General features: G+C 62.0%; 25 protein-coding genes. 5 read left to right on the plus strand and 20 right to left on the minus strand.

Translation table 11 applies throughout. The features are described 5' to 3' along the window. Nucleotides 1–60 precede the first annotated feature (60 nt). The 3 genes from VGI36_01305 (at nt 61) to VGI36_01315 (ending at nt 2,626) form a co-directional block, all read left to right on the plus strand. On the plus strand, nt 61–1,575 hold the full coding sequence (locus tag VGI36_01305; GenBank protein ID HEY2483751.1) for a BON domain-containing protein: 1,515 nt from the start codon (nt 61–63) through the stop codon (nt 1,573–1,575). A 155-nt stretch (nt 1,576–1,730) separates the two neighbouring features. Next, nucleotides 1,731–2,060, plus strand: coding sequence for an SCP2 sterol-binding domain-containing protein (locus VGI36_01310; GenBank protein ID HEY2483752.1), 330 nt, complete (start codon nt 1,731–1,733; stop codon nt 2,058–2,060). A gap of 302 nt (nt 2,061–2,362) precedes the next feature. Then, entirely contained in the window at nt 2,363–2,626 is a 264-nt protein-coding gene (locus tag VGI36_01315; protein ID HEY2483753.1) for a hypothetical protein, read from the plus strand. Nucleotides 2,627–2,685: 59 nt separating this feature from the next. Here VGI36_01315 and VGI36_01320 read toward each other — a convergent pair whose 3' ends face one another. The 4 genes from VGI36_01320 to VGI36_01335 form a co-directional block, all read right to left on the minus strand. Further along, nucleotides 2,686–3,933 (minus strand): ABC transporter permease, encoded by a 1,248-nt coding sequence (locus VGI36_01320; GenBank protein HEY2483754.1) that lies wholly within the window; start codon nt 3,931–3,933, stop codon nt 2,686–2,688. A gap of 31 nt (nt 3,934–3,964) precedes the next feature. After that, a complete protein-coding gene (locus tag VGI36_01325; protein ID HEY2483755.1) occupies nt 3,965–5,182 on the minus strand; it encodes a CoA transferase in 1,218 nt (405 codons plus the stop codon). Between the two features lies 1 nt (nt 5,183). After that, nucleotides 5,184–6,443 carry a CoA transferase gene (locus VGI36_01330; protein HEY2483756.1) on the minus strand — a complete coding sequence of 420 codons (1,260 nt, stop codon included), beginning with the start codon at nt 6,441–6,443 and terminating at the stop codon, nt 5,184–5,186. A 116-nt stretch (nt 6,444–6,559) separates the two neighbouring features. Beyond that, entirely contained in the window at nt 6,560–7,372 is an 813-nt protein-coding gene (locus tag VGI36_01335; GenBank protein ID HEY2483757.1) for a hypothetical protein, read from the minus strand. A 188-nt stretch (nt 7,373–7,560) separates the two neighbouring features. Between VGI36_01335 and VGI36_01340 the strand changes: the two genes are divergently transcribed. Beyond that, the gene (locus VGI36_01340; GenBank protein ID HEY2483758.1) at nt 7,561–8,868 is read left to right on the plus strand and encodes a replication-associated recombination protein A; all 1,308 of its coding nucleotides are present in this window, start codon (nt 7,561–7,563) and stop codon (nt 8,866–8,868) included. A 130-nt stretch (nt 8,869–8,998) separates the two neighbouring features. Here the strand turns inward: VGI36_01340 and VGI36_01345 are convergent, their stop codons facing one another. The 5 genes from VGI36_01345 to VGI36_01365 all read right to left on the minus strand — a co-directional run bounded on the left by VGI36_01345 (nt 8,999) and on the right by VGI36_01365 (nt 14,123). After that, nucleotides 8,999–9,286 (minus strand): HU family DNA-binding protein, encoded by a 288-nt coding sequence (locus tag VGI36_01345; GenBank protein HEY2483759.1) that lies wholly within the window; start codon nt 9,284–9,286, stop codon nt 8,999–9,001. A gap of 254 nt (nt 9,287–9,540) precedes the next feature. After that, the gene (truA, locus tag VGI36_01350) at nt 9,541–10,272 is read right to left on the minus strand and encodes a tRNA pseudouridine(38-40) synthase TruA (GenBank protein HEY2483760.1); all 732 of its coding nucleotides are present in this window, start codon (nt 10,270–10,272) and stop codon (nt 9,541–9,543) included. Then, nucleotides 10,272–11,246 (minus strand): hypothetical protein, encoded by a 975-nt coding sequence (locus tag VGI36_01355; protein ID HEY2483761.1) that lies wholly within the window; start codon nt 11,244–11,246, stop codon nt 10,272–10,274. The genes truA and VGI36_01355 overlap by 1 nt, the downstream gene beginning before the upstream one ends. Beyond that, complete coding sequence (gene leuB / locus VGI36_01360; GenBank protein HEY2483762.1) at nt 11,246–12,349, minus strand: 3-isopropylmalate dehydrogenase; 1,104 nt, start codon at nt 12,347–12,349, stop codon at nt 11,246–11,248. Before leuB ends, VGI36_01355 begins: the two co-directional genes overlap by 1 nt. A gap of 205 nt (nt 12,350–12,554) precedes the next feature. Then, nucleotides 12,555–14,123, minus strand: a complete 1,569-nt coding sequence (locus VGI36_01365) for a 2-isopropylmalate synthase (protein HEY2483763.1) — start codon at nt 14,121–14,123, stop codon at nt 12,555–12,557. Nucleotides 14,124–14,424: 301 nt separating this feature from the next. On the opposite strand from VGI36_01365, the gene VGI36_01370 reads away from it, so the two are divergent. Next, nucleotides 14,425–15,024 carry a phosphoribosyltransferase family protein gene (locus tag VGI36_01370; protein ID HEY2483764.1) on the plus strand — a complete coding sequence of 200 codons (600 nt, stop codon included), beginning with the start codon at nt 14,425–14,427 and terminating at the stop codon, nt 15,022–15,024. Between the two features lie 46 nt (nt 15,025–15,070). On the opposite strand, the gene VGI36_01375 is transcribed toward VGI36_01370, so the two are convergent. The 11 genes from VGI36_01375 to VGI36_01425 form a co-directional block, all read right to left on the minus strand. Further along, nucleotides 15,071–15,454: a VOC family protein gene (locus VGI36_01375; GenBank protein HEY2483765.1), complete on the minus strand. Its 384-nt coding sequence runs from the start codon at nt 15,452–15,454 to the stop codon at nt 15,071–15,073. 127 nt (nt 15,455–15,581) lie between these two features. After that, on the minus strand, nt 15,582–17,714 hold the full coding sequence (locus VGI36_01380; GenBank protein HEY2483766.1) for a prolyl oligopeptidase family serine peptidase: 2,133 nt from the start codon (nt 17,712–17,714) through the stop codon (nt 15,582–15,584). Next, a complete protein-coding gene (locus VGI36_01385; GenBank protein ID HEY2483767.1) occupies nt 17,711–18,355 on the minus strand; it encodes a hypothetical protein in 645 nt (214 codons plus the stop codon). The genes VGI36_01380 and VGI36_01385 overlap by 4 nt, the downstream gene beginning before the upstream one ends. A gap of 83 nt (nt 18,356–18,438) precedes the next feature. Continuing rightward, entirely contained in the window at nt 18,439–19,323 is an 885-nt protein-coding gene (pssA, locus tag VGI36_01390; protein HEY2483768.1) for a CDP-diacylglycerol--serine O-phosphatidyltransferase, read from the minus strand. After that, entirely contained in the window at nt 19,320–19,973 is a 654-nt protein-coding gene (locus tag VGI36_01395; protein ID HEY2483769.1) for a phosphatidylserine decarboxylase, read from the minus strand. Before VGI36_01395 ends, pssA begins: the two co-directional genes overlap by 4 nt. Nucleotides 19,974–20,029: 56 nt before the next feature. Next, a complete protein-coding gene (gene ilvC / locus VGI36_01400; protein ID HEY2483770.1) occupies nt 20,030–21,046 on the minus strand; it encodes a ketol-acid reductoisomerase in 1,017 nt (338 codons plus the stop codon). Nucleotides 21,047–21,073: 27 nt separating this feature from the next. Then, nucleotides 21,074–21,589 carry an acetolactate synthase small subunit gene (gene ilvN / locus VGI36_01405; protein ID HEY2483771.1) on the minus strand — a complete coding sequence of 172 codons (516 nt, stop codon included), beginning with the start codon at nt 21,587–21,589 and terminating at the stop codon, nt 21,074–21,076. A gap of 43 nt (nt 21,590–21,632) precedes the next feature. Continuing rightward, nucleotides 21,633–21,878, minus strand: a complete 246-nt coding sequence (locus tag VGI36_01410) for a hypothetical protein (protein ID HEY2483772.1) — start codon at nt 21,876–21,878, stop codon at nt 21,633–21,635. After that, complete coding sequence (tsaB, locus tag VGI36_01415) at nt 21,839–22,648, minus strand: tRNA (adenosine(37)-N6)-threonylcarbamoyltransferase complex dimerization subunit type 1 TsaB (GenBank protein ID HEY2483773.1); 810 nt, start codon at nt 22,646–22,648, stop codon at nt 21,839–21,841. Before tsaB ends, VGI36_01410 begins: the two co-directional genes overlap by 40 nt. Continuing rightward, entirely contained in the window at nt 22,620–24,032 is a 1,413-nt protein-coding gene (locus VGI36_01420) for a site-2 protease family protein (protein HEY2483774.1), read from the minus strand. The genes tsaB and VGI36_01420 overlap by 29 nt, the downstream gene beginning before the upstream one ends. A 52-nt stretch (nt 24,033–24,084) precedes the next feature. Continuing rightward, on the minus strand, nt 24,085–24,850 hold a 766-nt coding region (locus VGI36_01425; GenBank protein HEY2483775.1), incomplete at its 5' end, for a phosphatidate cytidylyltransferase.

Raw genomic sequence — 24,850 nt, forward strand, 5'->3', positions numbered from 1 at the left:
CGGGCGCAGATATCATCAAACCCTACACGCTTGGAGCGGGGGCCGAAGGCGGCACTCCAAATGAAAAAGTGTCCGAGCTGCAACAGGACCTATCCAGACAACGAAACCTTTTGCGAAGCTGATGGTGTCGCGCTGGTAAAAGCGGGCCCGGCTTTCGTGGAAAGCGGCACCCCCACCGTCGGCGAGGTAATCGAATGTCCGGTGTGCGGGGGTCGGGCTGAGCCCGGCGAAGTTATCTGTAACTTCTGCGGCGCTCGGCTTACCGACGACCCGGGGACTGCGGCCAGCCCCACGCCGCAACCGTCTGCCACCCAGCGCCCCGGTCAGTCACGCACGGTCGTGGCCAGCGCTCCAGGCGATCGATTTTCCGGACGCCTGACTGGTCAGATGCCGGAATCCGGACCGGACGGCGAAGGGCGCGGATCGTTTACCGTACTCGGCTACGTTGCGGCTGCGCTGGTGGCGCTGGTTGGGGGAGCGTGGCTCGCGCTGCATTTGAGTTCTCGCGGTCCGGTCCAGGAAGCGGCGACCGCTTCCCCGGCGGCCGCCGTGACTCCCGCACCGGCGAGCACCGCTGGGCCATTGGTCGCACTTGCCAACACCGTGGCGGTGCAGGTTACCGGCGAATCGTCGTCGGCCGTCGAGAGAAGCCCGGATGCGATGCGGAAGGTTTTTGACGATGGCAAGAGCGCGCTGCTCGATGCCTACAAGGGCGCGCTCGGCGGGGATGCGACTACCAACGACGGAATGATCGTGCGGGTTAGAATCATGCCCGACGGCTCGGTTGCAGGAGCTGCGGTACGTACTTCTACCGCCCCCAACCCAAGTCTCGACGCCGACGTGATCAAGAACGTTTCCGGATGGTCATATGTGCCATTTACCGGCGGCCAGGTTGAAGCGGACTATCCTATCATCTTTGCGCACGACGCGAGCGAACAGGCGAGCATCGAATCCGCACTGGCCACGCGCGTGGCGAGCCTCGGCACCAACGAGGCGCCGGAGTATGGAAGTTCGGTCGCGGCAAGCCCGGCGGCATTGTCGAGCCCCGCCGCAGCCGCGGTTCCTACCCAATCGGTCGCGCCAGCGGAAGCTGCGGCGCCCCCCGCACGCGCCCACCCACGGCGTCTCGCCCGCGTGCCGCGGCCCGCGCCGACACCGTCCTTGCGCGATCGTGTAAGCGAAGCGCTGCGCTCCAACCGCAACCTGGGGCGGGTGCAGCTTTACACCAATCCGGGCGGAAGCGTGGTCCTGTTTGGCAAGGTATTCGACGACAAGGCCAAAGGCCTTGCCGAGCAGGTGGTGCGCGGCGTGCCAGGCGTAACCTCGGTGGTGGTCAATCTCACAACCGATACTGACAGCTGGCGCCAGCAGCAAGCCCAGGTTCAATCGCAGCTTGCCAACGCAGGATTGGAGAACGTTACCGTGAAAATCATCGGCCGCGATGCGTTCCTGAGTGGCGAGGTGGCGACCGATGCGGAGAAGGACCGCGCGGTCACGATAACCGAGGGCGTTGCCCCGGTGATCGTGCGTACCAATTTGATCACGGTCAAGCCTGGCTCGGTGTTCGGGTTCTAGCACCGCGTAGTAACGGGTCGAATTGCGCATCTCCCTAAGGGCTGTTAGGGACGGAAATCGTCCTCATAAACTATTGACAAGGTTTGGCGCGAACGGTTAGATGGCTGCAAGAGCGCGGCGACTGCCGCTCCCACCTCAGGAGGTTTCCCAGTCTCATGGCTGATGCACCCACTTCGTGTAAGCAAGCGTTTGACGTGATGCCGACCCGCTTCAACAAGGAAGCGGCCAAAGGGCTCAACGCGATCTATCAGTTTGACCTTTCTGGCGATGGCGGCGGCAAATGGCACGTGATCATCAACAACGACAGCTGCGAGGTAAAAGAGGGTCCTGCCGCGTCACCGAGCATCACTATCTCGATGACTGCGCAAGACTACCTCGACATGCTGAGCGGCAAGCTGAACGGCCAGATGGCGTTCATGACCGGCAAGCTGCGCATCGCGGGTGACATGGGTCTGGCTTTGCGCATGCAGAGCCTGTTCCAATAGACTAGAGTCAGGGTAAAGCCTGACTGAAGGTTCGAAAGGCGCCGGGCTCGAGAGCCGGGTCTGGCGTCGATACTGCTACGCAGCAATTTTCCAATAAAACTATTCCAGGCATATAAATCCGGTTGCGGGTATTAAATTCTCGCGCGCGACGCACAGGAACGACTGAACCGAACAACAAGTAAAGCACTCGACGGCCGATGCCCGGCGTCATCCAGACCCAGCAGAATTTTGCCAGCTTGGCTTTTTGACATCACCGAAAAGGAGATCGGGACTTTCATAGGAAGAAAGACAGGATGAGCGAGATGAGCGACGAAGAAGAGAAGGCTAACGGAAACGGTGCCGAGGGAGCGCGCGATCATCAGTCGCTGGCCAAGCTCTCCAAGGAGCTGAACAACTGGCGACAGCGCAGAACCTCGTCGCGGCCGACCCGCGCTGATGGTCCGGCCCAGAACCATTCCGAGCCTGCTCGCACGATCAAGGTCCGTGGCCACGAGACCCTTGTGGTGCGCAAAGCCAAGATCGCAGCGCCCAAGACCCCTTCGAATCCAACCCCATCCGCGCACTAGCCGGCTTGCAAGGTTCGCCGTCACCGGCGAATCGGGCTTGAGTGGTGGTGCGGATGGGGCTAGGAGCGGAAGACCTCGATTGGCATTGCGCGCGCGGCCTGGCGCGCCGGGTATAGAGTTGCGACCAGGCACAGCGCCAGGGAACCAAGCGCGACCAGCGCGAAATCGAGTGGACGGGCCGACACCGGCGGGGTCGACATTTCGTACACTTCCTTGGGGATGTGGATGATCTGATAGTTCGCGAGCAGATAGCATCCGATCGCGCCAACTATTTCTCCGGCCAGCGTCCCTGCAGCCCCCACGGTCAGTCCCTTGAATACGAAGATGCGGCCGACCTCGCGCCGGGTCGCACCCATGGCTATCAGCACCGCGATGTCCTTGCGCTTCTCCATCACGACCATGATTAGGGTGGCGACCAGATTGAAGGCCGCCACCCCGATGAGCAGGAAGAGCACCAGGGAATAGACCCGTTTCAGCATCTCAAAGCCCGCGGATGCTGACTGGTTAAGTTCCATCCAGTTGCGCACGAAATAAGCGCGCCCCAGCAGCTGCCGCAGCTCCGCACTCACCGCCAGCGTCCGGTTCAGATCGATCAGGTGCACCTCGATGCCATCGACCCGATCGCCGCGCCCGAAGAAGCTCTGCGCCTGCTGCAGCGCCATCAACACCATCTTGGAGTCGGTGGTATCCATGCCGGACTGAAAGATTGCGCCGATCACGAAATCGCCGGTGCGGGTCGAAAGACTGCCGTCCGCGGAAATCAGCGGTGCTACCATCCGGACCGGATTGCCCAGTTTGACCTTCAATTTTTCGGCGAGGGTCGTGCCGATCGCGATTGCACTGACGCCCGCCTCGGCATCGCCGCTGGGGGGACGAGGTTGCGCGGTCAGCAACCGGCTCAAGTTGCCCGCGGTCAGGTACGCGCCCCATTTTTTCTCGATCAGCGGATTGTCGGGTTCGATGCCGAATGCGATCACGCCGCTGATCCCACGCCCCGAACTCAGCATTCCTTCGCCGTAAATGAAGGGGTCGGTCCCATTCACGCCGGCGACAGTCCTCACCCGCGCTTCCACTTCCGAATACTTCGCGATGGATCCCTCGTCACTGTGGATCTGCACCTGCGGACTCATGTTCAGGAGGCGCTCCTTGATGCTCTGCTGAAAGCCGCTCATGACCGCAAGCGTGATGGTCAACGCCGCGACCCCGATCATCACGCCAAACGCCGTGAACAGGGTGGTAACCGAAATGAAGGCTTCCTTGCGGCGAGCCCGCAGGTAGCGAAGAGCGATCTTGAGTTCGTAACGCACGAGTCAGAAAACGCGGTCGCCGTCGGCAGGCTCAGAATATCACGTTTTCCTTCTTGAGCTGTTCGACCTCGGTAGCCGAGAGGCCGAGCATGCCTGAGAAGACCTCGTCGTTGTTTTGGCCCAGGACCGGAGCCGCACAGCGAAGCGCTCCTGGCGTTCGGCTCAGCCGATGCTGCAGTCCCTCATACGGAGAAGGCCCCATCGCCTGGTGATCGAGCCAGTGCCAGAAATCGAAGGCTTCGAGATTCTCGTCCTGATGCAGGTCCATGCAATTCTGCACCGGATAAGCAGCCACGCCCGCGGCCTGAAGCTGGTCCGTCAGCTCCTTCGCGTCCCGGGTCCGCGTGAGCGTGGTTACGAATTCATCCACCGCATTCGCGTTCGCGATCCGGCTCTGTCTGGTCTGAAAGCGCGAATCACTGCCATCCCCGTGCAGCACGGTCAACAGCGACGACCACCCGGCATCGTCGACCACCGCGATCGCGACCCAGCGCTCGTTGCCATCTTCATCGGCACAGCGGTATGCACCATGCGGCGCGTAACGTTCCGAAGCATTCCCGCGCGCACCGATCACGCGCCCGGTCGCGAAGTAGTCGATTAACGCGGGGGCAAGATTGTGCAGCGCCGCCTCGTACTGCGACATGTCGATGTATTGACCTTTGCCGGTGCGCCGGCGGTAGTCGAGCGCTGCCAGCAGAGCCGTCGCCGAAAAGCGTGGCGCGATGAAGTCGCTGTACGCGCCGTACGGTGGGCACGGCGAATCTTGGTCGTAGCCGGAGATATAGTAGAAGCCGGAGAGCGCGGCCATCAGCTGCCCAAACCCCGGATACATCGCGTTCGGACCCGTCTGTCCCTGCATGCAGGTCGAAAGCATGATTAGTTGCGGATTGATCTGCCGCAGGTGATCGTAGTCGAGTTCCCACTTGCGCATCGCTTTGGGCGTGAAGCTTTCGGCGACGATATCGGCCCACGGGACCAGCTTCTTCACCAGCTCGCGCGCGCGCGGTTTGCTCAAATCGAGAGTGATGCCTTTCTTGGAGGTGTTGTAGCTGGCGAAGAATTGGCTTCCGTTCGGATCGGGGCGGGCATCCTTCCACGGGGGAGCGAGTCGCAGCACGTCGAGCCGCGCGGCCGATTCGATGCGAATCACCTCGGCGCCGTTGTCGGCCAAGTACTTGGTCGTGATGGGCGCGACCCCGACCCATGAAAAGTCGAGAACCTTTACCCCTTCAAGTGCGAAGCGGCCCATCTCAGATGCCTCCCGCGCTGCGCAGGCTTTGCAGGCGAGTTTCGCTCAAGCCCAGCAGACCACCGTAGATCTCTGGGTTGTGCTCGCCGATCCGGGGCGCGCGCTGATGCGGTCCCACCGGAGTGACACTGAACTTAGCGAAGGCTCCGGGCATGGTGAGCTTGCGGCCCAGCGTGTCATCGTCGATCTCGACGAAATATTCGCGCGCCTTGAGTTGCTCGTCATGCGCAATGTCCGAAACGTCCGAGCACGGCGCGAGAAGCATGCGCCGCTTCAAGGTGCCCTCGTAAATCTCCCGTTTGGTCATGGTCAGGAAAAAGCGCTGGACTCGCTCTTCGAGGTCGTTGATCTCGAAATGATCCTGCTCGGTCATTTTCATGAACATGCCGGGTACCCAGGTCGTCCAGTCTTTCTTGAGCATCCACTCGGCAGCAAAGCCCTCTTCACCCATCCACTGCACCAGCGCCTTGGTCGATGCGCCGCCCACGGTGCCACCCGCGATCAGCGTCGACATGTGTCCGTCCTTGCACTTATAGATCATCTTGCGAAGCGTCCCGGCGGAACCGGTATAGACCCCGGTGCGACGGATATGGTCGCCGTGCAGAATCGGCATCGCCTGTTCATTCATCAGCGTCCACACGATGCAGGCCTGCATGTCGACGACGATCTTCTGCCCAACGCCGTCCACCTGGCGCGGGTAGTGGGCGATCATCGATGCTACTGCTGCCTCTCCGCCGGCGTGCAGTCCCGCCTGCGGCAGGCTCATCTGCACCGGGGGCTTTCCTTCCTCGCCCATCATGTACATCATGCCGCCGGCCGCCCAGGTGATGATGTCCGCCCACTGGTAGTCACGCGCGGGAGCGCCATCGCCGAAGGGTGTTATCGAGGTGTAGATGAGACGCCGAGAGCGGCGCGACAACTGCTCGTAGCCGAGACCAATGGAATCGAGGTATCCGACCGGATAGGACTCGACGATAAAGTCGGCCTGTGCCGCGAGGTCGGCCACCAGGCCGCGGCCAGCGGCTGACTCCAGATTGGCGGTGACCGATTTCTTTCCCGCGTGGTACGCGATCGCATACAAGCTGCGATCCGGACCGGGACGGTCCTCCAGGAACGGCGGAATGCTCCGACTCGTGCACCCTCCGGGCGGCTCGACCTTGATGACCTCGGCGCCCATGTCGGCAAAGATCTTGCCGCACAGCGCGCCCTTCTCGTCGGTCAGATCAAGCATCCGGAACCCTTTAAGCAACTCTGACACCATTACAGCTATATCCAATAAACGGCGGTGTGACGGCAACAATTCGGAGGATCGCGGAGTCACCCGAAGCGGCAGAGATTAGTATGGACTAGAGCGGCGGCGGGATCCGCGGATTGCGGCTAACACTTTTGAGCAGCTCGCGCCGCGCCGATGGCGGTGGCGTAATCGGCGTGCTCGGGGATCAGAAAACGGCGGCCAAAAGGATAGGCCAGCCGCTTGGCTTCCTGCACAAACGTGAACAACCGCGATAGCTTGCCGGTCAGAACGATATTTTCCTGGCTGCACGCGCGCGCGCTGGCCATGGCCAAAACTCCGATCGATTCCACGATCATATTCATGATTGCCAGCGCCTTGTCCTCGGGCGTCGCATCGGCGCCGACCTTGCCGAAATTCGCGGCGGTAGTGCTCGGGTCCAGATCGCCGATCGGTCCACCGGCGATATCGCGCACCGTCAGATCGACCCGGCGCAAATCGCCCTTCCTCGCCATCTCCTCCAGGCGTTCGATGGTCACGACTCCGAGCATATGCTTGGCCAAGCCGAGGAGGGTGCCACCGCCTACTCCCGTGCCGCTGACATGCACTATCTTGTCTGGAGTGACGGACACCATCGCGGTGCCGGTCCCCAGCGAGATCACCAGCGCATGGTCCTTATCGGCCAGCCAGGTTCCGCCGATACCGATGGCGGTGAACTCGCTGACCTTCAGAACCGGCCGGCCAAAGAGGGTATCTCCCAGGGCCCGTGCCCCCGCGCCGGTGGCCGCGACGCGCTCGATTTGATCGAGCTGTAACCCGAAGTCAGATGCGAGTTTGCCGAGCGCTCCTGCCGCTGCCGCGATCGGGTCGTTCGCTTCGATTGTTACAACGTGGATGCTACCGTTTTCCAGAATGACGGCGTCCGTGGTGGAACCGCCAATATCGATCCCGACGATCATAAGTGGTGCCGGCTCCTGTCCAGCCCGCCCTGAGGCTAGATCAGGACCTTACGCTGCGCAACGGAGCACCCTCGAGCCGTCCCGGGGAAGGGCGCTATGCTAGGGCTTCAATGGCACGCCGGAGACCATCTGCCAGCGGAGAGTTGTTCCAACCCCGAACCGCGCTGAACCAGCCGCTGGCCGACCGGATGAGGCCCGCGCGGTTGGAAGAAATAGTCGGCCAGGAGCACCTGCTTGGTCCGGGAAAGCTCCTGAGCCAGATGGTCGCGGCGCACCGCTTGCATTCGATGATCTTGTGGGGTCCGCCCGGAGCGGGCAAGACCACCCTGGCAATTGTGCTGGCAGCGCAATCCGGAGCGGTCTTCCGCCGAATGTCGGCGGTGACCGCCGGCATCGCCGACCTGCGCGCGGCAGTCGAGCAAGCGCGCCTCGATCTGGAGGCGGGCAAGCCGACCGTCCTCTTCATCGATGAGATCCATCGCTGGAACCGCGCTCAGCAGGACGCCTTCCTGCCCCACGTCGAGAGCGGTCTCATCACCTTGATCGGCGCAACCACCGAAAATCCGTCGTTTGAAGTCATTGCGCCACTGCTCTCGCGCGCCCGCGTTCTGGTACTCGATCCGCTCTCCGAAGATGCGATCCGCAGGATTATCCTGCGCGCGCTCAAGGACCCGGATCGCGGCCTGGGCATGACCGGATTCGAACTGGACCCCAGGGCGATGGATGAATTGTTGCGCTTTGCCGCGGGCGATGCGCGGCGCGCACTGAACACCCTGGAAATCGCGGCGGAACTGACGCACGAGGCCGGAGCGAAAATCATCGGCGCGGAGAATGTGCGCGAGGCTGCGCAGCGCAAGGCATTACTCTATGACCGCGCCGGCGACGAGCATTACAACGTAATCTCCGCGTTCATCAAGAGCATGCGCGGCAGCGACCCGGACGCTGCCCTCTACTGGATGATGCGGATGGTGGAGGCGGGCGAGGACCCACTTTTCATCGCCCGACGCATGGTGATCTTCGCGTCCGAGGACGTCGGCAATGCTGACCCGCGCGCGCTCCAAGTTGCGATTTCGGTAAAGGATGCGGTGGACTTTGTTGGCTTGCCCGAGGGAGTGATTCCACTCGCACAGGGCGTGACCTATCTGGCAAGTGCCCCCAAATCGAACGCCGCATACGTCGCGATGAACAGGGCGCGCGAAGATGCGGTCGCCGAGCCGCTGCCGGTGCCGCTGCATTTGCGCAATGCGCCCACCGGACTGATGAAGAAACTCGGCTACGGCCACCAATATCGCTACCCGCATGACGACGAGGGTGCCATCAACGAGCAGATCTACCTGCCCGAAAAGCTCGCAGACCGCATCTACTATCAGCCATCCGAGCGCGGCTATGAGATCCGAATCCGCGAATGGGTCGCCCGTGCCCGCCAGGCGCGCGCCAAACTCCGACCAACTCAGCCGCCGAAAACCACCAAGCTCCCGAGATCCCCGCAGGACTGATCCGCCAGCCGCCCGCGTGAGGGCGACGATGAGCGCACAAAACTACAAGCCGCACGAGGGAAGCGGAACTTCACCGGTGCGGCTTGGCGGCCGATCCGCGCAGATTCTTAGAGCGGACCGAACTCAAAAATTATTTCTTCCTGGCACCCAGGACCGAGTCTTTGAGCGCCTTTGCGGCCGTAAACCGCAATCTCGTACGCGCGGGAATCTTGATGGCCTCACCCGTGGCCGGGTTACGGCCCATGCGTGCCTTGGATTGGCGTTTGCGAAAGATTCCGAGTCCCGCCAGACGCAGGGACCCTTCTTTCTTGAGCTCTCGCACCACGAGGCTGGTCAGCTCCTCAAGCGCGCTCTTCGCCTGCTTCTTGGTCATACCGACCTTGTCGGCGAGATGGGCTGCTACCTGCGACTGCGTCATCATCCTCCTCCTTATAAGGCCCGGCTGCGCGGGCACGGTGTCAGCGTGACGAACTGATTGGGGTTTTTCAAGTGCGTCAAGCCCAAAGTAGTGCATATTTCTTAGGAATGGTGCGAGTTTTTGAACAGGCGTTCCTGTTTTCCACACGCGGGCGCGCAATTTTGCAACGCAGTCGCGCGAGAACCTTGCCAAATGCGCTTTTTTGAGACCGGAGTTGATGCGGGCGGGCTCTCTTCCGGTTGGGGAGCGCGGGTTCAGTAACGAACTTCCATCAGATAGAGCCCGCATGCGGGAGCAGGTGCGGGCGCCGCGGCGCGATCGCGCGAAGTGAGCAGCGCCGCGATGTCACCGCGCGCGATTTTCCCATGCCCCGCATCGACCATCGCCGCGACCATGGTACGCACCATGTGGCGCAGGAAACTGCTCGCCTCGACGCGATAGCAAAGAACTGCACCCGCGCAGCGCCAATCACTGGTGAGCACGCGCCGGCGGGTCGTCTTCTCCTCCGACCCCAGCGTGCGGAACGCCGCGAAGTCGTGCTCGCCCACAAACTCGCGCGCCACCGACCGCATCGCCTCAAGATCGAGCGGCCCGCGCACCAGCCAGGCGTAGTGAAATTCAAACGCGGAACGCGATTCGCGGTTGAGCACCCGATATTCGTAGATGCGCGAGCGGGCGTCACGCCGGGGATCAAAACCGTGCGGCGCGGCGTCGGCGGCAAGCACCGCGATGTCCGGGGGCAAGAGCGCGTTGAGCGCGCGCTTCAAGTCTGCGGGGTCGAATTCACGTGGCAGCAACGCCGAGGCGACCTGCCCACGGGCATGGACTCCGCTATCGGTCCGGCCCGCGCCGCTGACTCGAACCGCCACCCCAAAGATTTGCAGCAGGGCCGATTCGACGCGACCTTGAATCGAGTCCTGGTCTGCCTGCAGTTGCCAACCGGCGTACGCGCTGCCGTCGTACTCGAGCGTGAGCTTTACGCGCATCAGTTCGCGACCGGAGTCCTGATCGCGAAGGTTTCCGCGATCCAAACTGCGGTCAGCGCCGCCAGCCGCGGATTGTCAAACGTGCACCAGAGGTCGACCCCTGCGCGGCTTTGCTCGGCACTGATCTGGATCGCCTCCTGCCCGAGTGCATCGATGATCGAAAGCGGCTGTCCCTCCGCGATTAGCAGTACGCCTGGCATCGCACGCAGCGTTTCGAGCCACTGCCCCCCGCTCGCTTCGAGCTTGGCCGAGACCGTCAATCCGGTTCCGTGCAGGACGGGGATGGAAACTAGTTGCACCGCCAGCGAAGACAGTGCCGCCGCCGTCAGCGCGGCCGCCTGCGTCGCGATGCGCTCGGCCAGCGCACGCTCGGTTTCACGGGAAAATGCATTGAAGGCGCGCTGCACCTCCTCTTCCTCAAGATCGAGGCGGGCCGAGAGCAGGTCGGTGGTCTGATCGACCAGCCGCGCGATCGCTCCCCGCCCGCCCGCCGATGCGCCGGTCAGCACGGACGCGCTTGCCATCGAGGGTTGCAGCGCATCCAGACACAAGGTCAGCACCTGGGCGGCGGGATGCGGGATGGTAAAATTTCTGGCGCTGCTCAGCTGTGCGATCTGCGCTCGCGTGGTTACTCCGGGCGCAACCATCGGCGCGCTGCTGGAGGGGTTGCGAGCCGCACCGCTCAGATCAATGAGGAGCGGTCCAGGCGCGGCGCGCGTAATATCGGCAGCCACACTTTCCGGGACTGCCAGGAAGGCGACGTCAAATGCGGCCAGGTCATCGGCATCGCGCAGCGCCTCGACCAGGTACTCGTCTTGCTCGGTCTCCAGGGTGCCGGCGGCACCGCTCTGGCTGGCAAACAGGGTCAGCCGTGAGTGCGGAAATCCGCGCGCCGCGATCAGCTCGACAATCTCATTGCCCACCGCGCCGGTGGCACCCACCACAGCCACGCTCGGCTCGCTGGTCGTGGACATCAGCTCTCCGCGGGCTCGAGTTTTTCCCGCACCAGCCGGCCCATCGCCTTGCACCCGATGAACTTGGTGCCGGCCCCGCCGAGATCGCGAGTGCGATGTCCCTCCTTGAGGACGGCGTCGACAGCCTGCGTGATCAGTTCCGCTTCGGCGCGCAGACCCAGCGAATGCTCAAGCAACATCGCAGCGGAAAGAATCGCGGCCAGGGGGTTGGCTTCGTCGCGGCCCGCGATGTCCGGCGCGCTGCCGTGGATTGGCTCGAATAGTCCGACCCGGAAGCCGGCGCTGTTGAGTTCCTCGCCCAGCGATGCCGACGGCAGCAGGCCCATCGATCCTGCGAGGACCGACGCTTCGTCGGTCAGGATGTCACCGAACATATTTTCGGTGACGATCACGTCGAAATCTCTTGGACGGCGAATCAGGTGCATCGCCATGGAATCGACCAGTTGGCTCTCAAACGCGACGTCCTTGTACTGGTTGCTCAATTCCAGTGCGACCTCGCGCCATAGGCGCGACGAAGACATCACGTTCGCCTTGTCAACCGAGGTCAGTTTCTTGCGACGCTCGCGCGCCAGCTCGAACCCGAAGCGTAGCACGCGTGCGATTTCATGCTCGTTGTAGAAGCAGGTGTCGACCGCTTCGCGCCCATCCTTGCCTCGGCGCTTTTCGCTCGGCTGTCCGTAGTAGATCCCGCCGGTCAGCTCGCGAATTACCACCAGGTCGACGCCGTTGATCAGCTCGGGCTTGAGCGGCGACGATCCCAGCAATTCCTTGACCGCGCGCACCGGACGCAGGTTCGCGAAGAGCCCCAGTGCCTTGCGCAATCCGAGCAGCGCTTGCTCGGGACGCTGGTTGGCGTTGGGGTTGTCCCATTTTGGACCCCCCACCGCGCCCAGCAAGATGGCATCGGCATCCTGCGCGTGCTTGAGCACCTCGTCGGGCAAAGGAGTCCCGTGAGCATCGATAGCGTGGCCGCCGATCACGCCATCTTTGAATTCCAGATCGATCGCCGCTTCGCGCGCCACGGTCTTTAGGACCTGCAGCGCCTCGCCGACGACCTCGGGGCCAATGCCGTCACCCTTCAGAACTAGAATTTTGTAGGCCATTTACGAGCCGCAGAGCGATTTTGAGACAGTTGCAGACCGGTGCTGGGGATAGGGTTGCCTGTGCAGTTTCTATTCGAATTCGCGGCGCACTCACGGCGTACGACGGGCACCAGCCGCCGTTGGAGCATGCGCCAGATCATCCAACGTGCCTAGCACTTAGCCGAAGTCAGGTTGCGCGGCAAGTCCCCCGATTACCCACCGATGTTTAGCGCACGTCCATCGTTGGTTTGAGAGGCATGGCGGTACGCCCCTTGAGCCGGTTGAGCGCGTTAACCAGGGCCAGCGCACTGGCCATCACGATGTCGCTGTGCGCTCCCGCGCCCGCGACGGTCATCCCGTTTTGGCGCAGCAGGCAGCTTACTTCCCCGAGCGCATCGGTCCCCCCGGTGATCGCTTTTACCGCGTAGCGTTCGAGCGCCGGCTGGAGGCCGACAATCTTGTAGATCGCCTTGTAGCAGGCATCCACCATCCCGTCTCCTACCGCCTCCCCGCGTTTCTCGTCCCCGTCGACCCGCAGCGCGACCTGTGCGTGAGGTAGCGACCCGGAGGCCGAGCTGACCTGGAGATCTACCAACTCGTAGTGATCGGTGGTTCGGCGCGCTTCCTCGGTAACCAGCGCCAGAATGTCGTCATCATAGATGACCTTTTTTTTGTCGCAGAGCGCCTTGAACTCGACGAATGCTTTGTTGAGATCAATCGAATCGGTAGCGACCCCCAGATGCTTGAGCCGATCGGCAAAGGCGTGACGGCCTGAGTGCTTGCCGAGCACCAGTTTGTTGGACGGAATGCCGATGTCCTCCGGCTTCATGATCTCGTAGGTCAGCTTGTATTTGAGTACCCCGTCCTGATGGATTCCCGCTTCGTGAGCGAATGCGTTGTCGCCCACGATCGGCTTGTTGGCGGGCACCGGCTGGCCAATCACCTGCGAGAGCAGGCGCGAGGCGGGAAAAATCTGGCGCGTGTCGATGCGCGATTGAACACCCATCAGGTCGTGCCGCGTCTTCATCGCCATCACGACTTCTTCCATCGAGCAGTTGCCCGCGCGCTCGCCGATGCCATTGATGGTGCATTCGATCTGACGGGCGCCGTTTTTGACCGCCGCCAACGAATTTGCCACCGCCAATCCAAGATCGTTGTGACAATGCGCGCTCCAGATAACCTTGTCACTTCCCGGTACATGCTCGCGCAGATAGGAGAACATCCGACCGAATTCTTCGGGAAGTGCGTGGCCGGTCGTGTCGGGCAGATTAATCACCATGGCGCCCGCGCGTATCACCTCGGCGCAGACCTTGGCCATGAAGTCCCAGTCGGATCGCGATGCGTCCTCGCAGGAGAACTCGATGTAATCAAGGTTCTTCCTGGCGCGGGTGACCGCCCAGGTAGCCGCATCCAGCACGTCCTCGCGTGTCATGTTGAGCTTGTACTTCATGTGGATTTCGGAGGTGGCGAGGAAAATGTGGATGCCAGGATTATGGGCCTTGTCCACCGAGCGCAGCGCCTGGTCGACATCCTCTTCACGCGTGCGTGACAGGCTGAGAACCCGCGGACCCTTGACCGAGTCGGCTACCCGCCGCACCGATTCGAAATCGCCCGGAGAGGAGGCGGCAAAACCCGCCTCGATAATGTCGACGTTGAGCCGGTCGAGCTGGCGAGCAATAGTAATCTTTTCCTCGACGTTCATGGTGCATCCCGGCGATTGCTCGCCATCGCGCAGCGTGGTGTCGAAGATCCGCACATAATCGGTTTCGGCGGGTGTAGTATTGAAGTCGGCCATCGGTCATCTCCTCGTTTGCCCCTGGATAGTTCCGAAAAAGCCGCATCCTCAAAAAGGAAACGCCCCGGGCGGCTTCTTCGGCCCACCGCCCGGGGCGTTCGTCTCGGTTTTCAGGGGCCGGTCAGACCCGTTCCGCGACGCACCCGGCGTGGGCCCTCGTAAGGGCCAGGCTAAGAAGTAGTCCGGGTAGCAGGGTGCGAAACATAACGGGCCGATTTTAGGCGGACCCCGAAACCCTAGTCAAGGTCGGACCACAACGGCCGAGTTTTGTCGTAGCTGTTAAAGCCTTATTTCAGCTGCCATGGACGATGAACTGCTTAAGTTGTTCGAAACGCGAAGGGGACATTTTCGTCTCGAATCGGGCCATCACGGCGACTTGTGGCTTGAGATTCCGCTCGCCTTTCTTCGGCCCGGTCGGCTGCGCCCGCATGCGCGGCGACTTGCGCGTATGCTCGTGGCGTATCGCATCGAAGCGATCTGCGGACCGCTGGTGGAGGGCGCATTTCTCGGGCAAATGGTGGCCGAAGAACTCGCCCTGGAATTCTTATTCGCCGAGCAGTTTCCGCAACCCAGCAAAGATGGTCTGTTCCCGGTCGGTTATCGCGTCCCCGCATCGCTGCGCTGTCGAATCAAGGGCAAACGGGTAGCGGTGGTCGATGACGCTATCAATGCAGGTTCGGCGGTCCGCGGCGCCATCGAAGACTTGAAGACCTGTGGCGCGCAACTCGTGGCGATTGGCGCACTGCTGCGGCTTGGTGACCGCGCTGCGGTCCTGGCCCGCGCCGAGGCGGTGCCGCTGGTGACTTTGACTCGCCTCGAGGGCGGCACTTTGTGGAGTCCCTCCGAGTGCCCGCTGTGTAGAGCGGGCACCCCGCTCGATGATCAGAGGGGCATCCAGTAGCGCCGCGGGCGGTTTCTTTCTAGCTGCGCGCCACGGGAATGACCACTTACCCCGTGTAGGTCGCGATGTACCAGATGTTACCGAAGGTATCTTTCACGCCTGCACCGCGCTCCTGGTAGGGCTTGTCTTCCGGAGCCGCTAACGAAGTTGCCCCCGCATCCAGGGCACGTCGGTAGGCCCGGTCGACGTCGGCGACATACACATAGATGGAGGCCGGGGTCGGCTTGACATGGGCGGGAAAGTTTCCAACCTCGAGCACCACCATCGAGTCCCCGATTCTGGCTTCGATATGAAACCCGCCAGGGGTCGGAAGGCGTTCCAACTCTTCGGCGTCAAACGCGCGCTTGATCAAGTCCGGCAGGTCAAGGTTGCCGTAGAGATATGGCCTCACCGAGCCCGCGCGGTGACGGATGTGTGTGTGCTGGGCCATTGAGAACCTCCCGAACGAAGTCCGGGGCTCACTTTGCAATATAGCTCCCGGTCAGGTCGTGTATCACCCAGTTCGGCTCGTAGCCACCCGGTTCAAGCCGGCTCTTCGACGGGAGCCACTACCGGAGTCATTGGGCCATCCCGAACGCCCGCAGGATGAAGGCGAACGCGTCCGCGGTCTCCTCGATGCTCTTGAGCAGCGGTTTGCCCATGCCGTGCCCAGCGCGTGTCTCGATGCGAATCAGGATCGGATTTCCCTTGGGATCGGCGTGTTGCATCGCGGCTGCGAACTTGAAGCTATGCGCGGGAAAAACCCGATCGTCATGATCGCCGGTCATGACCAGAGTCGCGGGGTAATTCACCCCCGCCCGCACATTCTGCAGCGGCGAATACGCGAGCATCGCCCTGAATTCCTCGGGATTGTCGACCGTCCCGTACTCCGCTTCCCATGCCTGTCCCACCGTGAACTCACGAAAGCGCAGCACGTCCAGCACGCCCACGTGCGGCAGCGCCGCCGCGAACAGATCGGCCCGTTGTTCCTCGACTGCGCCCACCAGAAGGCCACCGTTCGAACCGCCCCAGATGGCGAGCCGTTTCGGGTTGGTCCAGTGCTGTGCGATTAGATATTCGGCCGCCGCGATGAAGTCATCGAACACCGTCTGCTTGTGCAATTTCATGCCGGCCTCATGCCATTCGCGCCCATACTCGCCGCCGCCGCGCAGGTTCGCAACCGCGACCACGCCGCCCAGTTCCATCCAGGTCGCCCAACTCGCCCCGAAAAACGGCACCAGCGGAATATTGAAGCCGCCGTAGGCAGTCAGGATCGTGGGATTGTCGCCATCGAGCACGAGCCCCTTGCGCGCGCTGATGAACATCGGGACACGAGTGCCGTCCTTGCTGGTGTAAAAAACCTGCCTGGTCTCGTATTGCGCCGGGTCATAGCCAGACAGGGTCGGAGAGTGCCAGATGGTACTGGTTCCATCAGCGACCTCGTAACGATAGACGGATGGCGGGGTGGTGAAGCTGCTGAAGTCGAAATAGGTGACGGCGTCATCGAGGTGTCCAGCAAAACCGGAAACTGCGCCAAGACCAGGCAGCTCCACGCTTCCCAGCAGCTTCCCATCCAATGAGTAGCGCCGCACCACGCTGTGCGCGTCGTGCATGTACGCGGCGATGAACTGGCCACCGATGAGGCTGGCGTCTTGCAGGAGGTCCGGCCCTTCCGGAACCACGGTGCGCCAGTCGTCGCGAGATGGCTTGGTGATATCGATCGCGATCAGACGGTAGCGGGGGGCCTGGTCGTCGCTGACGATGTATAAGGTTGTCCCAAGGTTATCGCAAAATTCGAAGCTTGCGGTCGGCCTTTGCACAATGGGGATCAGAGGAGCATTCTCTACCGACAAGTCCTGCACCAGCAGGGCGTTCTTGACCTCGGTGCCTCGCGACACATTGAGAATCAGATAGCGGCCGTCGTACGAGACTTGCGGGCCGATGTACCAGTCAGGGGCGTCGGTCCGCGTGTAGACCAGCACGTCGGCCGATTGCGGCGTCCCAAGCTTGTGGAACATCAACTTCTCGTACTGATTCGCGGCCTTCAGGACTTCGCCAGGCTGCGGCGGAGCGAATGCCGTGTAGTAAAAGCCACTGCCATCTTTACGCCAGGTCGCGCCGCCGAATTTCGACCAGCGCAGCTGGTCTGGCAAATCCTTGCCGGTTGCCACTTCGCGAACGTGCCAAACCTGCCAGTCCGAGCCCCCGTCGGAGAGTGCGTAAGCGGCCAGCTTACCATCGTGTGAGACCGCCCAGCTCGTCACCGCGACCGTGCCATCTTTGGAGAGCAGATTTGGATCGATCAGCGCGCGCGCCGGTTGCTCCGGGTACTCAGTGACGAACAGTACCGATTGATTCTGCAACCCGCTGTTATGCCAGTAAAACCAGTTTTTTCCGCGTCGCCACGGCGGACTCCATCGCTCGAAGTCAAGCAGTTTCTTGAGCCGCCGCGCGATATCGTCGCGCCCTGGTATTTCTCCGAGGTAACCCTGAGTCAGCCGGTCTTCAGCTTCGATCCAAGCACGCGTCTCCGGTGAATCGATGTGCTCCATCCACCGGTAGGGGTCGGCAACCGAGATGCCGTGATAGACGTCGACCTGATCGCCGCGCCGCGCCGGCGGATATACCAACGGCGCCGAGGCGGGATGGATGCTGGAGGATGCCATCAGTAACAGCGCGCCCGCACCGAGCAGGCTAAGGGGTTTTCTCAAGAGTCAGCTAACTTTCGGTCGAGCCAGGCGACACTGGTCCACAGTGTTCCGTCCTCATCCTGCACATCCGCGAAGCCGTCGGCCACGAAACCGAGCTCGCACAACAACAGTGGCGCCGACGGCGCACCGCGGCGGTGTTGACCCGGCGCCGCAGCGGGCCTGTAACAACTGACGATCAGCCTTCCGGCCGGCTTCAGAAACTGATCGCGCGCTCGAACCAGCATTGCGCCACGCAATTCAGTCGGAACGAATTCGGGCAGCAAGGTCACGTAGTCAAAACGCATCGGCGGCATCCAGGTCATCACGTTCCCCGACCAGATGCGTTCGGTCCATCGCGTAAGCCGCAGCCGAGCCCGTTGCGCAACTCGCTGGGAAAGTTCCAGTCCATACGGCTCGACCCGGACATTGCGGTCCGCGGCCCACCGGCACAGCGTCTCCATAAGAAGCCCATTGGCGCAGCCAACATCGAGCCAGGTCCCATCGTGGTCAAATGCCGCTGCGATAACCTTCCGCTTGCGCTGCCATCGCGCCAGGCCGCCTCCCGACCCGGAACCCCCAGCCAGGTCGCCCCGCTCATCTGCCGCGACATAGCTGTCCTCGAGCAGCTCGAGGGTGTGCTGGTAGTAGTCGGTTTCGCTCATCGATCGACAGAAAGCTGCGCGACTCGCAGACTACGATGATATAAAACCCGCGCTGAATCAGGTACGTGGGGATTTCGCGTCGCCTAGTCCGGCACTTCGAGCGTCCGATGTGAGTCCGAGTTCGCGGGAGCGGACTGGGGCTGTGCCTCCACCGGCAGCATCGCGACGCGGTTGGGCATTCGCTCGCCCCGCAGCAGTAAGTACGGACCTGAAAGGACAAACGCAGAAGCGAGCAGGAAGACCGTTACCTGGGGCATCGTGACCAGGAAGGCGGCACCAACCACCGCCGCGATCATCAGCTCGATCTGAGCACGCTTGTGAAGGTTGATGCCCTTGAAACTGGGGTAGGGCACCCGCGAGATCATCAGCCCTGCCAGCGCGAGCGTGATCGGTACCATCAGGCTACACAGCGTCTTCGGCGAGTTAAATTCGAAGTAACTGTAGGCGAGCGCAATCCCGGCGACCATCGCGGCGGCGCCCGGAACCGGCAGCCCAACGAAACGGCGCTTGTCAACCGAGGCGGTTTGCACGTTGAAGCGGGCTAGACGCAGTGCTGCGCACACCACGAACAAACCGGAGACGGCCACCCCGAGGCCGCCGATCGGATGCAGCGCCCAGGTAAACGCGAGAATCGCCGGCGCCATCCCGAATGCGACCACGTCGGACAGGCTGTCGTACTCAATTCCAAACTGGCTCGAAGTCCGCGACAGGCGGGCGATCCTACCGTCCAGCCCGTCGCAGATGAACGCAACCATGATCATCACGGCCGCAAGTTCGAAGTGTCCGCCGATGGATGAAATCGCGGAGTAAAAACCCGACAACAGTCCGATCGAAGTGATGGTGGCGGGTGCGAGCAACACACCCCGCCGCAGCGGCGAAGCCACCTTGTCGCCCTGCTCGCGGATACGACCCGAAATGATTGGGACGTGCGGCCGGTTGCGCCGCGTAAGTCGATGCGTCGGTCTCATTGATTCAGTTCGGCGAGGACGGATTGGCCCGCGCGGACTCGGTCTCCCAGTCCAACCGTGAGCCCAAATTCGTTCGGGATAAAATGATCCACTCGGCTGCCGAACATAATCAAGCCAATCCTTTGCCCACTTTCAATTCTATCATGGACGCGGAGATTGCATACGATGCGGCGGGCCAGATAGCCAGCCACCTGCATTAAAGCGGTTGGGCGGTCGCCTAAGCCCCTGAAAACAATGAGATTTCTTTCGTTGTGCTGGCTGGCTTCGTCGCGGAACGCGGCGCGGAATTGACCCGGGGTATGTTCGACCCGGGTGACTTCGCCGGCCACCGGCGCGCGGTTGACGTGCACGTTGAGCGGCGACATGAACACCGACACCCGATGGCATCTCACCCCCGCGCTGCCGGGCATCTCCACCTGCGAGATGTCCGTCACCTTGCCGTCGGCCCCCGAAATCACGACTCCCGCGGTCCTTGCCGGGAACCGCTCGGGGTCTCGGAAAAACAATCCCACCCCCAGCGCGCAGACCAGGACGATCCCGCCAATCTTGTGGAACCCGATCACGATCAGAGCGACCGCCAGTCCGAAGACCGCCAGCGAGACGGCCAGTCCCTCTGCGGCGATTCCTATCGCACTAGCGATACCCGCCATCTCGCGTCCTCGCCACGCTCGCCGACCGTGGTCGCAAGCTTGGAATGCTCTGCAGGTCAGTTCTTGGAACGATCCACCAGCCGTTCGCTGGCCAACCAGGGCATGAACGCGCGCAGCTCCCGGCCCACCGCTTCGATCTGATGCTGCTCGCCTTCCTTGCGCAGCTCACGAAAATGCGGGAGTCCGACCCGGTATTCCTCGATCCACTCTTTGGCGAATTTGCCCGACTGGATATCCGCGAGGGCGCTTTTCATCGCCTCGCGCACTTCTTTGCCGACGATCCGATGCCCGCGCGTCATGTCGCCGTATTCGGCGGTGTTGCTGATCGAATAGCGCATATTGGAAATGCCGCCCTCGTAGATCAGATCCACGATCAGCTTCACTTCGTGCACGCATTCGAAGTAGGCCATTTCCGGCGGATAACCGGCGTTGACCAGAGTCTCGTAGCCGGCGCGAATAAGTTCGGTCAGCCCCCCGCATAGCACCGACTGCTCGCCGAACAAATCCGTCTCGGTCTCGTCCTTGAAGGTCGTCTCGATAATCGCGGCTCGGCCGCCCCCAATAGCCGAAGCCCACGCGAGCCCCACCGGCCGCGTATCTCGCGACGGATCCTGCTGGACCGCGAGCAGGCACGGCACTCCCCGTCCTTTCGTATATTCCGATCGGACCAGGTGCCCGGGTCCCTTGGGAGCCACCATGAACACATTCACGTCCGGCGGGGGCTGGATGAATTTGAAGTGGATGTTAAAGCCGTGTCCGAACGCGAGGTACTTGCCCTTGCTCAAATGCGGCTCGATATGCTCGCGGTAGATGTCGGAGGCCGCCTCGTCCGGGACCAGCATCATGATAACCTCACCCTGCCGAGCCGCCTCCGCGGTGTCGAAAACCGGCAGCCCCTGCTTGGTTGCTTTCTCGCGCGACGCGCTCTTGGGGTCGAGACCGACCCGCACGTCCATTCCGCTGTCGCGCAGGTTCAACGCATGCGCGTGTCCCTGGCTACCAAAGCCGATGATGGCGATTTTCTTGCCGCGCAAGGCACTTAGGTCCGCATCGCGGTCGTAGTAGACCTTCATCTAATTGCTTCTCCTGACGGTTGTGGATTAGCGATGATGGCGATGGCCTTCGCCGTTGAGTTGCACCGAACGCGCCATCGCCACCTTGCCTGATCTTATTATTTCCTTGATGCCGAGCGGACGAACCAACGAGATAAATGCCTTGATCTTGTCGGAGTCGCCGGTGATTTCTACCGCGGTCGCGGTCGGCCCGATGTCCACGACGTGGGCGCGAAAGGCGTGAACGATGGAGTCGAGTTCCGAGCGCGTCCGCTCTTCCACTGCGATCTTGACGATGACCATCTCGCGGTCGACGATATCGACGCCCTGAAAGTCGGTGACCTTGATGACCGATACGAGCTTGTTCAGCTGCTTGTTGATTTGCTCGAGCACCTGCTCGTCACCGCTGGTCACGAGCACGATTCGCGAGACGGTGGGATCGAGCGGATCCTCGTTGACCGTCAGCGATTCGATGTTGTAGCCGCGGCTCGAAAAGAGGCCCGCGACGCGCGCGAGCACGCCGAATTCGTTCTCAACCAGGACAGATATGGTGTGACTTGGCATCTGGAAGGCGCGCGCGTACCCATCGGCGGACTCTCACGCTCAACTACTTGGCGGCACCCGCAAACGACCGGCCTTGATACCGTCCGAGTATGACCATCATCCGGTCCTTCGAGGCCAGCTTCAGTTTGTGGATGCGCTTCTCCTCCATTTCCTCTTCGAGAGTCAGATAGTGCTTGCTGCGATATTCTAAAAGTTTGTTTTTGAGCTGCAGATGTTCCTCGTACACCGCCTTAAGCTCGTCGTCATGGTTCAGATGCTGCTGGATAAGTTCTTCCTCTCTGCGCTCCATACGCCCTCCGATACCTTAGACTGACCGGACGCGGCGATGGCGTCCGGGGGTCGAATATAAAGCGGCTCCAGGGAGTCGATCGAATCGCTCCGCCCCGCAGCGATCTTCGCGGCACCCAACGCCGCAATGTAACGTCCGCGCAATTCCAAGGCCTCAGGCCCCAGAACCGTCACTTCGAGACCCTGTTTTTCCGCAAGGGCCGCCGCATCCTTTGCCGTATAGTCGCCGGCGAGAATCGCGTTCTGACGGAGAGGTGAGGTCACTCGCACCAGCGGCATAACCACATCCTGCGATATCTTCTCTAACCCATCCGCCACAATTTCGTAAAGAGCCGCGTAAACCTCTCTCTTGCGGGCATCCAGCAGAGCGCAGACCTGCAACCCTGGACAGGCCGCGGGCGCGTCCAGCGCGCCGGCTGCCAGCGCGTCCAAGCTCGCGACCCCGATGATTTTGGCTCCTGATGCGAACGCCAGACCCTTGGCGTAGCTCAGACCGATTCTGAGCCCGGTAAACGAACCCGGGCCGATTCCGACCGCGATCCCGCTCAGGTCCGACGCACGCAGCTCAGCGTGGTCTAGCAATTGCGCCACGGCCTGAGGCAACGCGGCGCCGTGCGAGGTCACGGGCCGTGCGATTTCGCTGGCCAATCGGCCAGCCACCACCAGCGCGACGCTGGCGATGGGTGAGCCGGTATCGAGCCCCAAAACCGCGCCTGCGGCGCCGGCATGCGCGAGCAGAAAATCAGCCCTGCACAATGTGCGAGATGTCATTGAAGATCAACAACGCGAACAGCGCCACGATTAGAAACAGCCCGACCTGAAGCGCGATTTCGCGATGCCGCATGGCCAGCGGTTTCCCGCGCACACCTTCAAAAGCGAAAAACGCCAGGTGACCGCCGTCCAGCAGTGGTACCGGCAGCAAATTGACCAATCCAAGCTGCAGGCTGAGCATTACCGTGAACATGGCGAAGCTGAACAGGCCGTGGCGGGCTTCCTGGCCAGCCAGCCGAACGATAGCTATCGGTCCACCCACCGACTCACGGATGGGAACCGTGCCGCTCACGATCATCGCAATGCCGACCACCATCTGGCCGGTTAAAGAGACGCTGCTCAGGACCGCATGGTAGGCCGCCGCGAGGGGGTTGAGTCGGCGTGTAGCTTCACGCGGCGTCACTCCGATGATCCATTCGTTCACCGGTCCAAAGGGGGTCTTGACGTCTTGCCGCTTCGCCCTCACCGTCAGGTTCATGCGGCCCTGCGGCTGGCCCGCGGGACGCTCGATTTCGAGATTGAGGGGGGCGCCTTTACTTGCCTTGACGGCGTCGGAGAACTCTTCCCAGGAAGAGATCGCTTTGTTGTCAATCGCGATGATCTTGTCGCCCGACTGCAACCCGGCCTGGACCGCGGGCATCCCGGGCGTCAGCTCATCGATGACCGGCAACGGAGTGGGTACGCCATACATGAAGATCAGAGTCAGCAGGACCGGCGCAAACAACATGTTTGCCGCAGGGCCGGCCAGCACGATCGCGAAACGCTTCCACAGCGGCTGACTCGGAAATGCGCGCGCACGAAACGCGGCGAGTAACTCCTCTGGCGGGTTCTGCTGGAGCGATACCCGTGCCTGGCGCGCGGAGTTCAGCATGCGAATGCGATTTAAGAGAATGAGCTCTTCTGATTTCAGCGGACGGGAAAACTGCGCCTCAAGCGGCACCGGTCGCGAGGCGAGAGACTCCAGCAATCCGTCCAGACCGTGATCCGCGCCCCGATCGCCCTCGTCCACGGCGCGCGCTGGTTTGTCTATCGCGGCGGCGCCACCCTCTTGCGGTGCGCCTGGCGCGGTATCCGCCGTCAACGCGGTTTCGCGGGTCACCTGTGCAAGGTCGTGTCCGATTTCAACCAGGAAGGTGTGCAGCTCGTCTGACTTCGGTTCATCACCGATCTCTTCACCAAGCATCCTCACGTATCCGCCAGCCGGAGTCGCGCCGATCACGTATTCAGTCTCACCGCGGCGGAAGCCGGCAATTCGGGGCGGATAACCAATCGAGAACCGCAACACCCGAACTCCGAGTCGCTTTGCCACCAGGAAGTGGCCTGCTTCGTGGACGATGATCAGCAAGCCCAGGATGACGATGGCGGAAATGATCGAAGTCAGCATTAATTCTCCCGAAATGACTGGAAAGGGTGATGCGGCCCACAAATCAGCCGCATCACCTGAAACAATAATAGGAAAAGGCCGCTGCGAACACTAGGCTGCAAGTGCGGTCCAGTAATCCCCCATGGCCCGGAAAAATCCAGCCGGAATCTTTGACACCGGCCACCCGCTTGAAGGCCGATCCGGCCAGATCGCCGACCTGCGCCAGCACCGCGATCATTCCGGACAGCGCCGCGGTCTCGGACAGCGACCAGTGCGGTATCGCCCACGGACGTAGGATCAGACCGGCGCCGATCGATGCGATCAACCCGGCGACGGAGCCTTCGATGGTCTTGTTCGGACTGACCCGCGGCGCGAGCTTGTGGGCACCCAACGCGCGGCCCCCGAAGTACGCGCCAGTGTCGCTGGCGATGACGACCAGCAGCATCATGATGATCGCGGCGATCCCGCCGCCCAGATTGCGAAGCAGCGCAAAATAGGGGAACAGAACTCCCACCCACAGGGCTCCGGCGATTTCCAGGGGCGCACCCTTGGGAGTTTTCTCGGCGCCCGAAGTCCCGACCAGAACTACCAGCGCGCACATCAAGGCGGTTACCACCGCCGGTAGTACCCACAATCCGCCGTCACCCGCGGCAAGCATTGCCAGCAGCGGTACGACCCCAAGTCCGGGCAACACCACAATCGAAATGAGCCCGCTAGTCGCAGTCATCGACACGACCTCGTAGAGGCCCCACCCGCCGAGCAGCGCGATGAACACCGAGAATCCGGCGCTCGATAGAAAGATGATCGCCGCCAGCACCACCGGGAGGGCGACCGCTGCG

The sequence above is a fragment of the Candidatus Binataceae bacterium genome, assembly GCA_036495685.1.
Classification (GTDB): domain Bacteria; phylum Desulfobacterota; class Binatia; order Binatales; family Binataceae; genus JAFAHS01.

What these genes read in the sequence shown, in the direction of transcription:
- VGI36_01335 (HEY2483757.1), bottom strand. Translation starts at nt 7,372, where the DNA reads ATGATCGTCGGGATCGATATTGGCGGTTCCACCACGGACGCCGTCATT.
- tsaB (HEY2483773.1), bottom strand. Translation starts at nt 22,648, where the DNA reads ATGACATCTCGCACATTGTGCAGGGCTGATTTTCTGCTCGCGCATGCC.
- VGI36_01310 (HEY2483752.1), top strand. Translation starts at nt 1,731, where the DNA reads ATGGCTGATGCACCCACTTCGTGTAAGCAAGCGTTTGACGTGATGCCG.
- leuB (HEY2483762.1), bottom strand. Translation starts at nt 12,349, where the DNA reads ATGGCCTACAAAATTCTAGTTCTGAAGGGTGACGGCATTGGCCCCGAG.
- VGI36_01355 (HEY2483761.1), bottom strand. Translation starts at nt 11,246, where the DNA reads ATGTCCACGACCAGCGAGCCGAGCGTGGCTGTGGTGGGTGCCACCGGC.
- ilvN (HEY2483771.1), bottom strand. Translation starts at nt 21,589, where the DNA reads ATGCCAAGTCACACCATATCTGTCCTGGTTGAGAACGAATTCGGCGTG.
- VGI36_01395 (HEY2483769.1), bottom strand. Translation starts at nt 19,973, where the DNA reads ATGGCGGGTATCGCTAGTGCGATAGGAATCGCCGCAGAGGGACTGGCC.
- VGI36_01340 (HEY2483758.1), top strand. Translation starts at nt 7,561, where the DNA reads ATGAGGCCCGCGCGGTTGGAAGAAATAGTCGGCCAGGAGCACCTGCTT.
- VGI36_01315 (HEY2483753.1), top strand. Translation starts at nt 2,363, where the DNA reads ATGAGCGACGAAGAAGAGAAGGCTAACGGAAACGGTGCCGAGGGAGCG.
- VGI36_01410 (HEY2483772.1), bottom strand. Translation starts at nt 21,878, where the DNA reads ATGGAGCGCAGAGAGGAAGAACTTATCCAGCAGCATCTGAACCATGAC.
- VGI36_01345 (HEY2483759.1), bottom strand. Translation starts at nt 9,286, where the DNA reads ATGACGCAGTCGCAGGTAGCAGCCCATCTCGCCGACAAGGTCGGTATG.
- VGI36_01365 (HEY2483763.1), bottom strand. Translation starts at nt 14,123, where the DNA reads ATGGCCGACTTCAATACTACACCCGCCGAAACCGATTATGTGCGGATC.
- VGI36_01385 (HEY2483767.1), bottom strand. Translation starts at nt 18,355, where the DNA reads ATGAGCGAAACCGACTACTACCAGCACACCCTCGAGCTGCTCGAGGAC.
- truA (HEY2483760.1), bottom strand. Translation starts at nt 10,272, where the DNA reads ATGCGCGTAAAGCTCACGCTCGAGTACGACGGCAGCGCGTACGCCGGT.
- VGI36_01370 (HEY2483764.1), top strand. Translation starts at nt 14,425, where the DNA reads ATGGACGATGAACTGCTTAAGTTGTTCGAAACGCGAAGGGGACATTTT.
- pssA (HEY2483768.1), bottom strand. Translation starts at nt 19,323, where the DNA reads ATGAGACCGACGCATCGACTTACGCGGCGCAACCGGCCGCACGTCCCA.
- VGI36_01305 (HEY2483751.1), top strand. Translation starts at nt 61, where the DNA reads ATGAAAAAGTGTCCGAGCTGCAACAGGACCTATCCAGACAACGAAACC.
- VGI36_01375 (HEY2483765.1), bottom strand. Translation starts at nt 15,454, where the DNA reads ATGGCCCAGCACACACACATCCGTCACCGCGCGGGCTCGGTGAGGCCA.
- VGI36_01420 (HEY2483774.1), bottom strand. Translation starts at nt 24,032, where the DNA reads ATGCTGACTTCGATCATTTCCGCCATCGTCATCCTGGGCTTGCTGATC.
- ilvC (HEY2483770.1), bottom strand. Translation starts at nt 21,046, where the DNA reads ATGAAGGTCTACTACGACCGCGATGCGGACCTAAGTGCCTTGCGCGGC.
- VGI36_01325 (HEY2483755.1), bottom strand. Translation starts at nt 5,182, where the DNA reads ATGGGCCGCTTCGCACTTGAAGGGGTAAAGGTTCTCGACTTTTCATGG.
- VGI36_01330 (HEY2483756.1), bottom strand. Translation starts at nt 6,443, where the DNA reads ATGGTGTCAGAGTTGCTTAAAGGGTTCCGGATGCTTGATCTGACCGAC.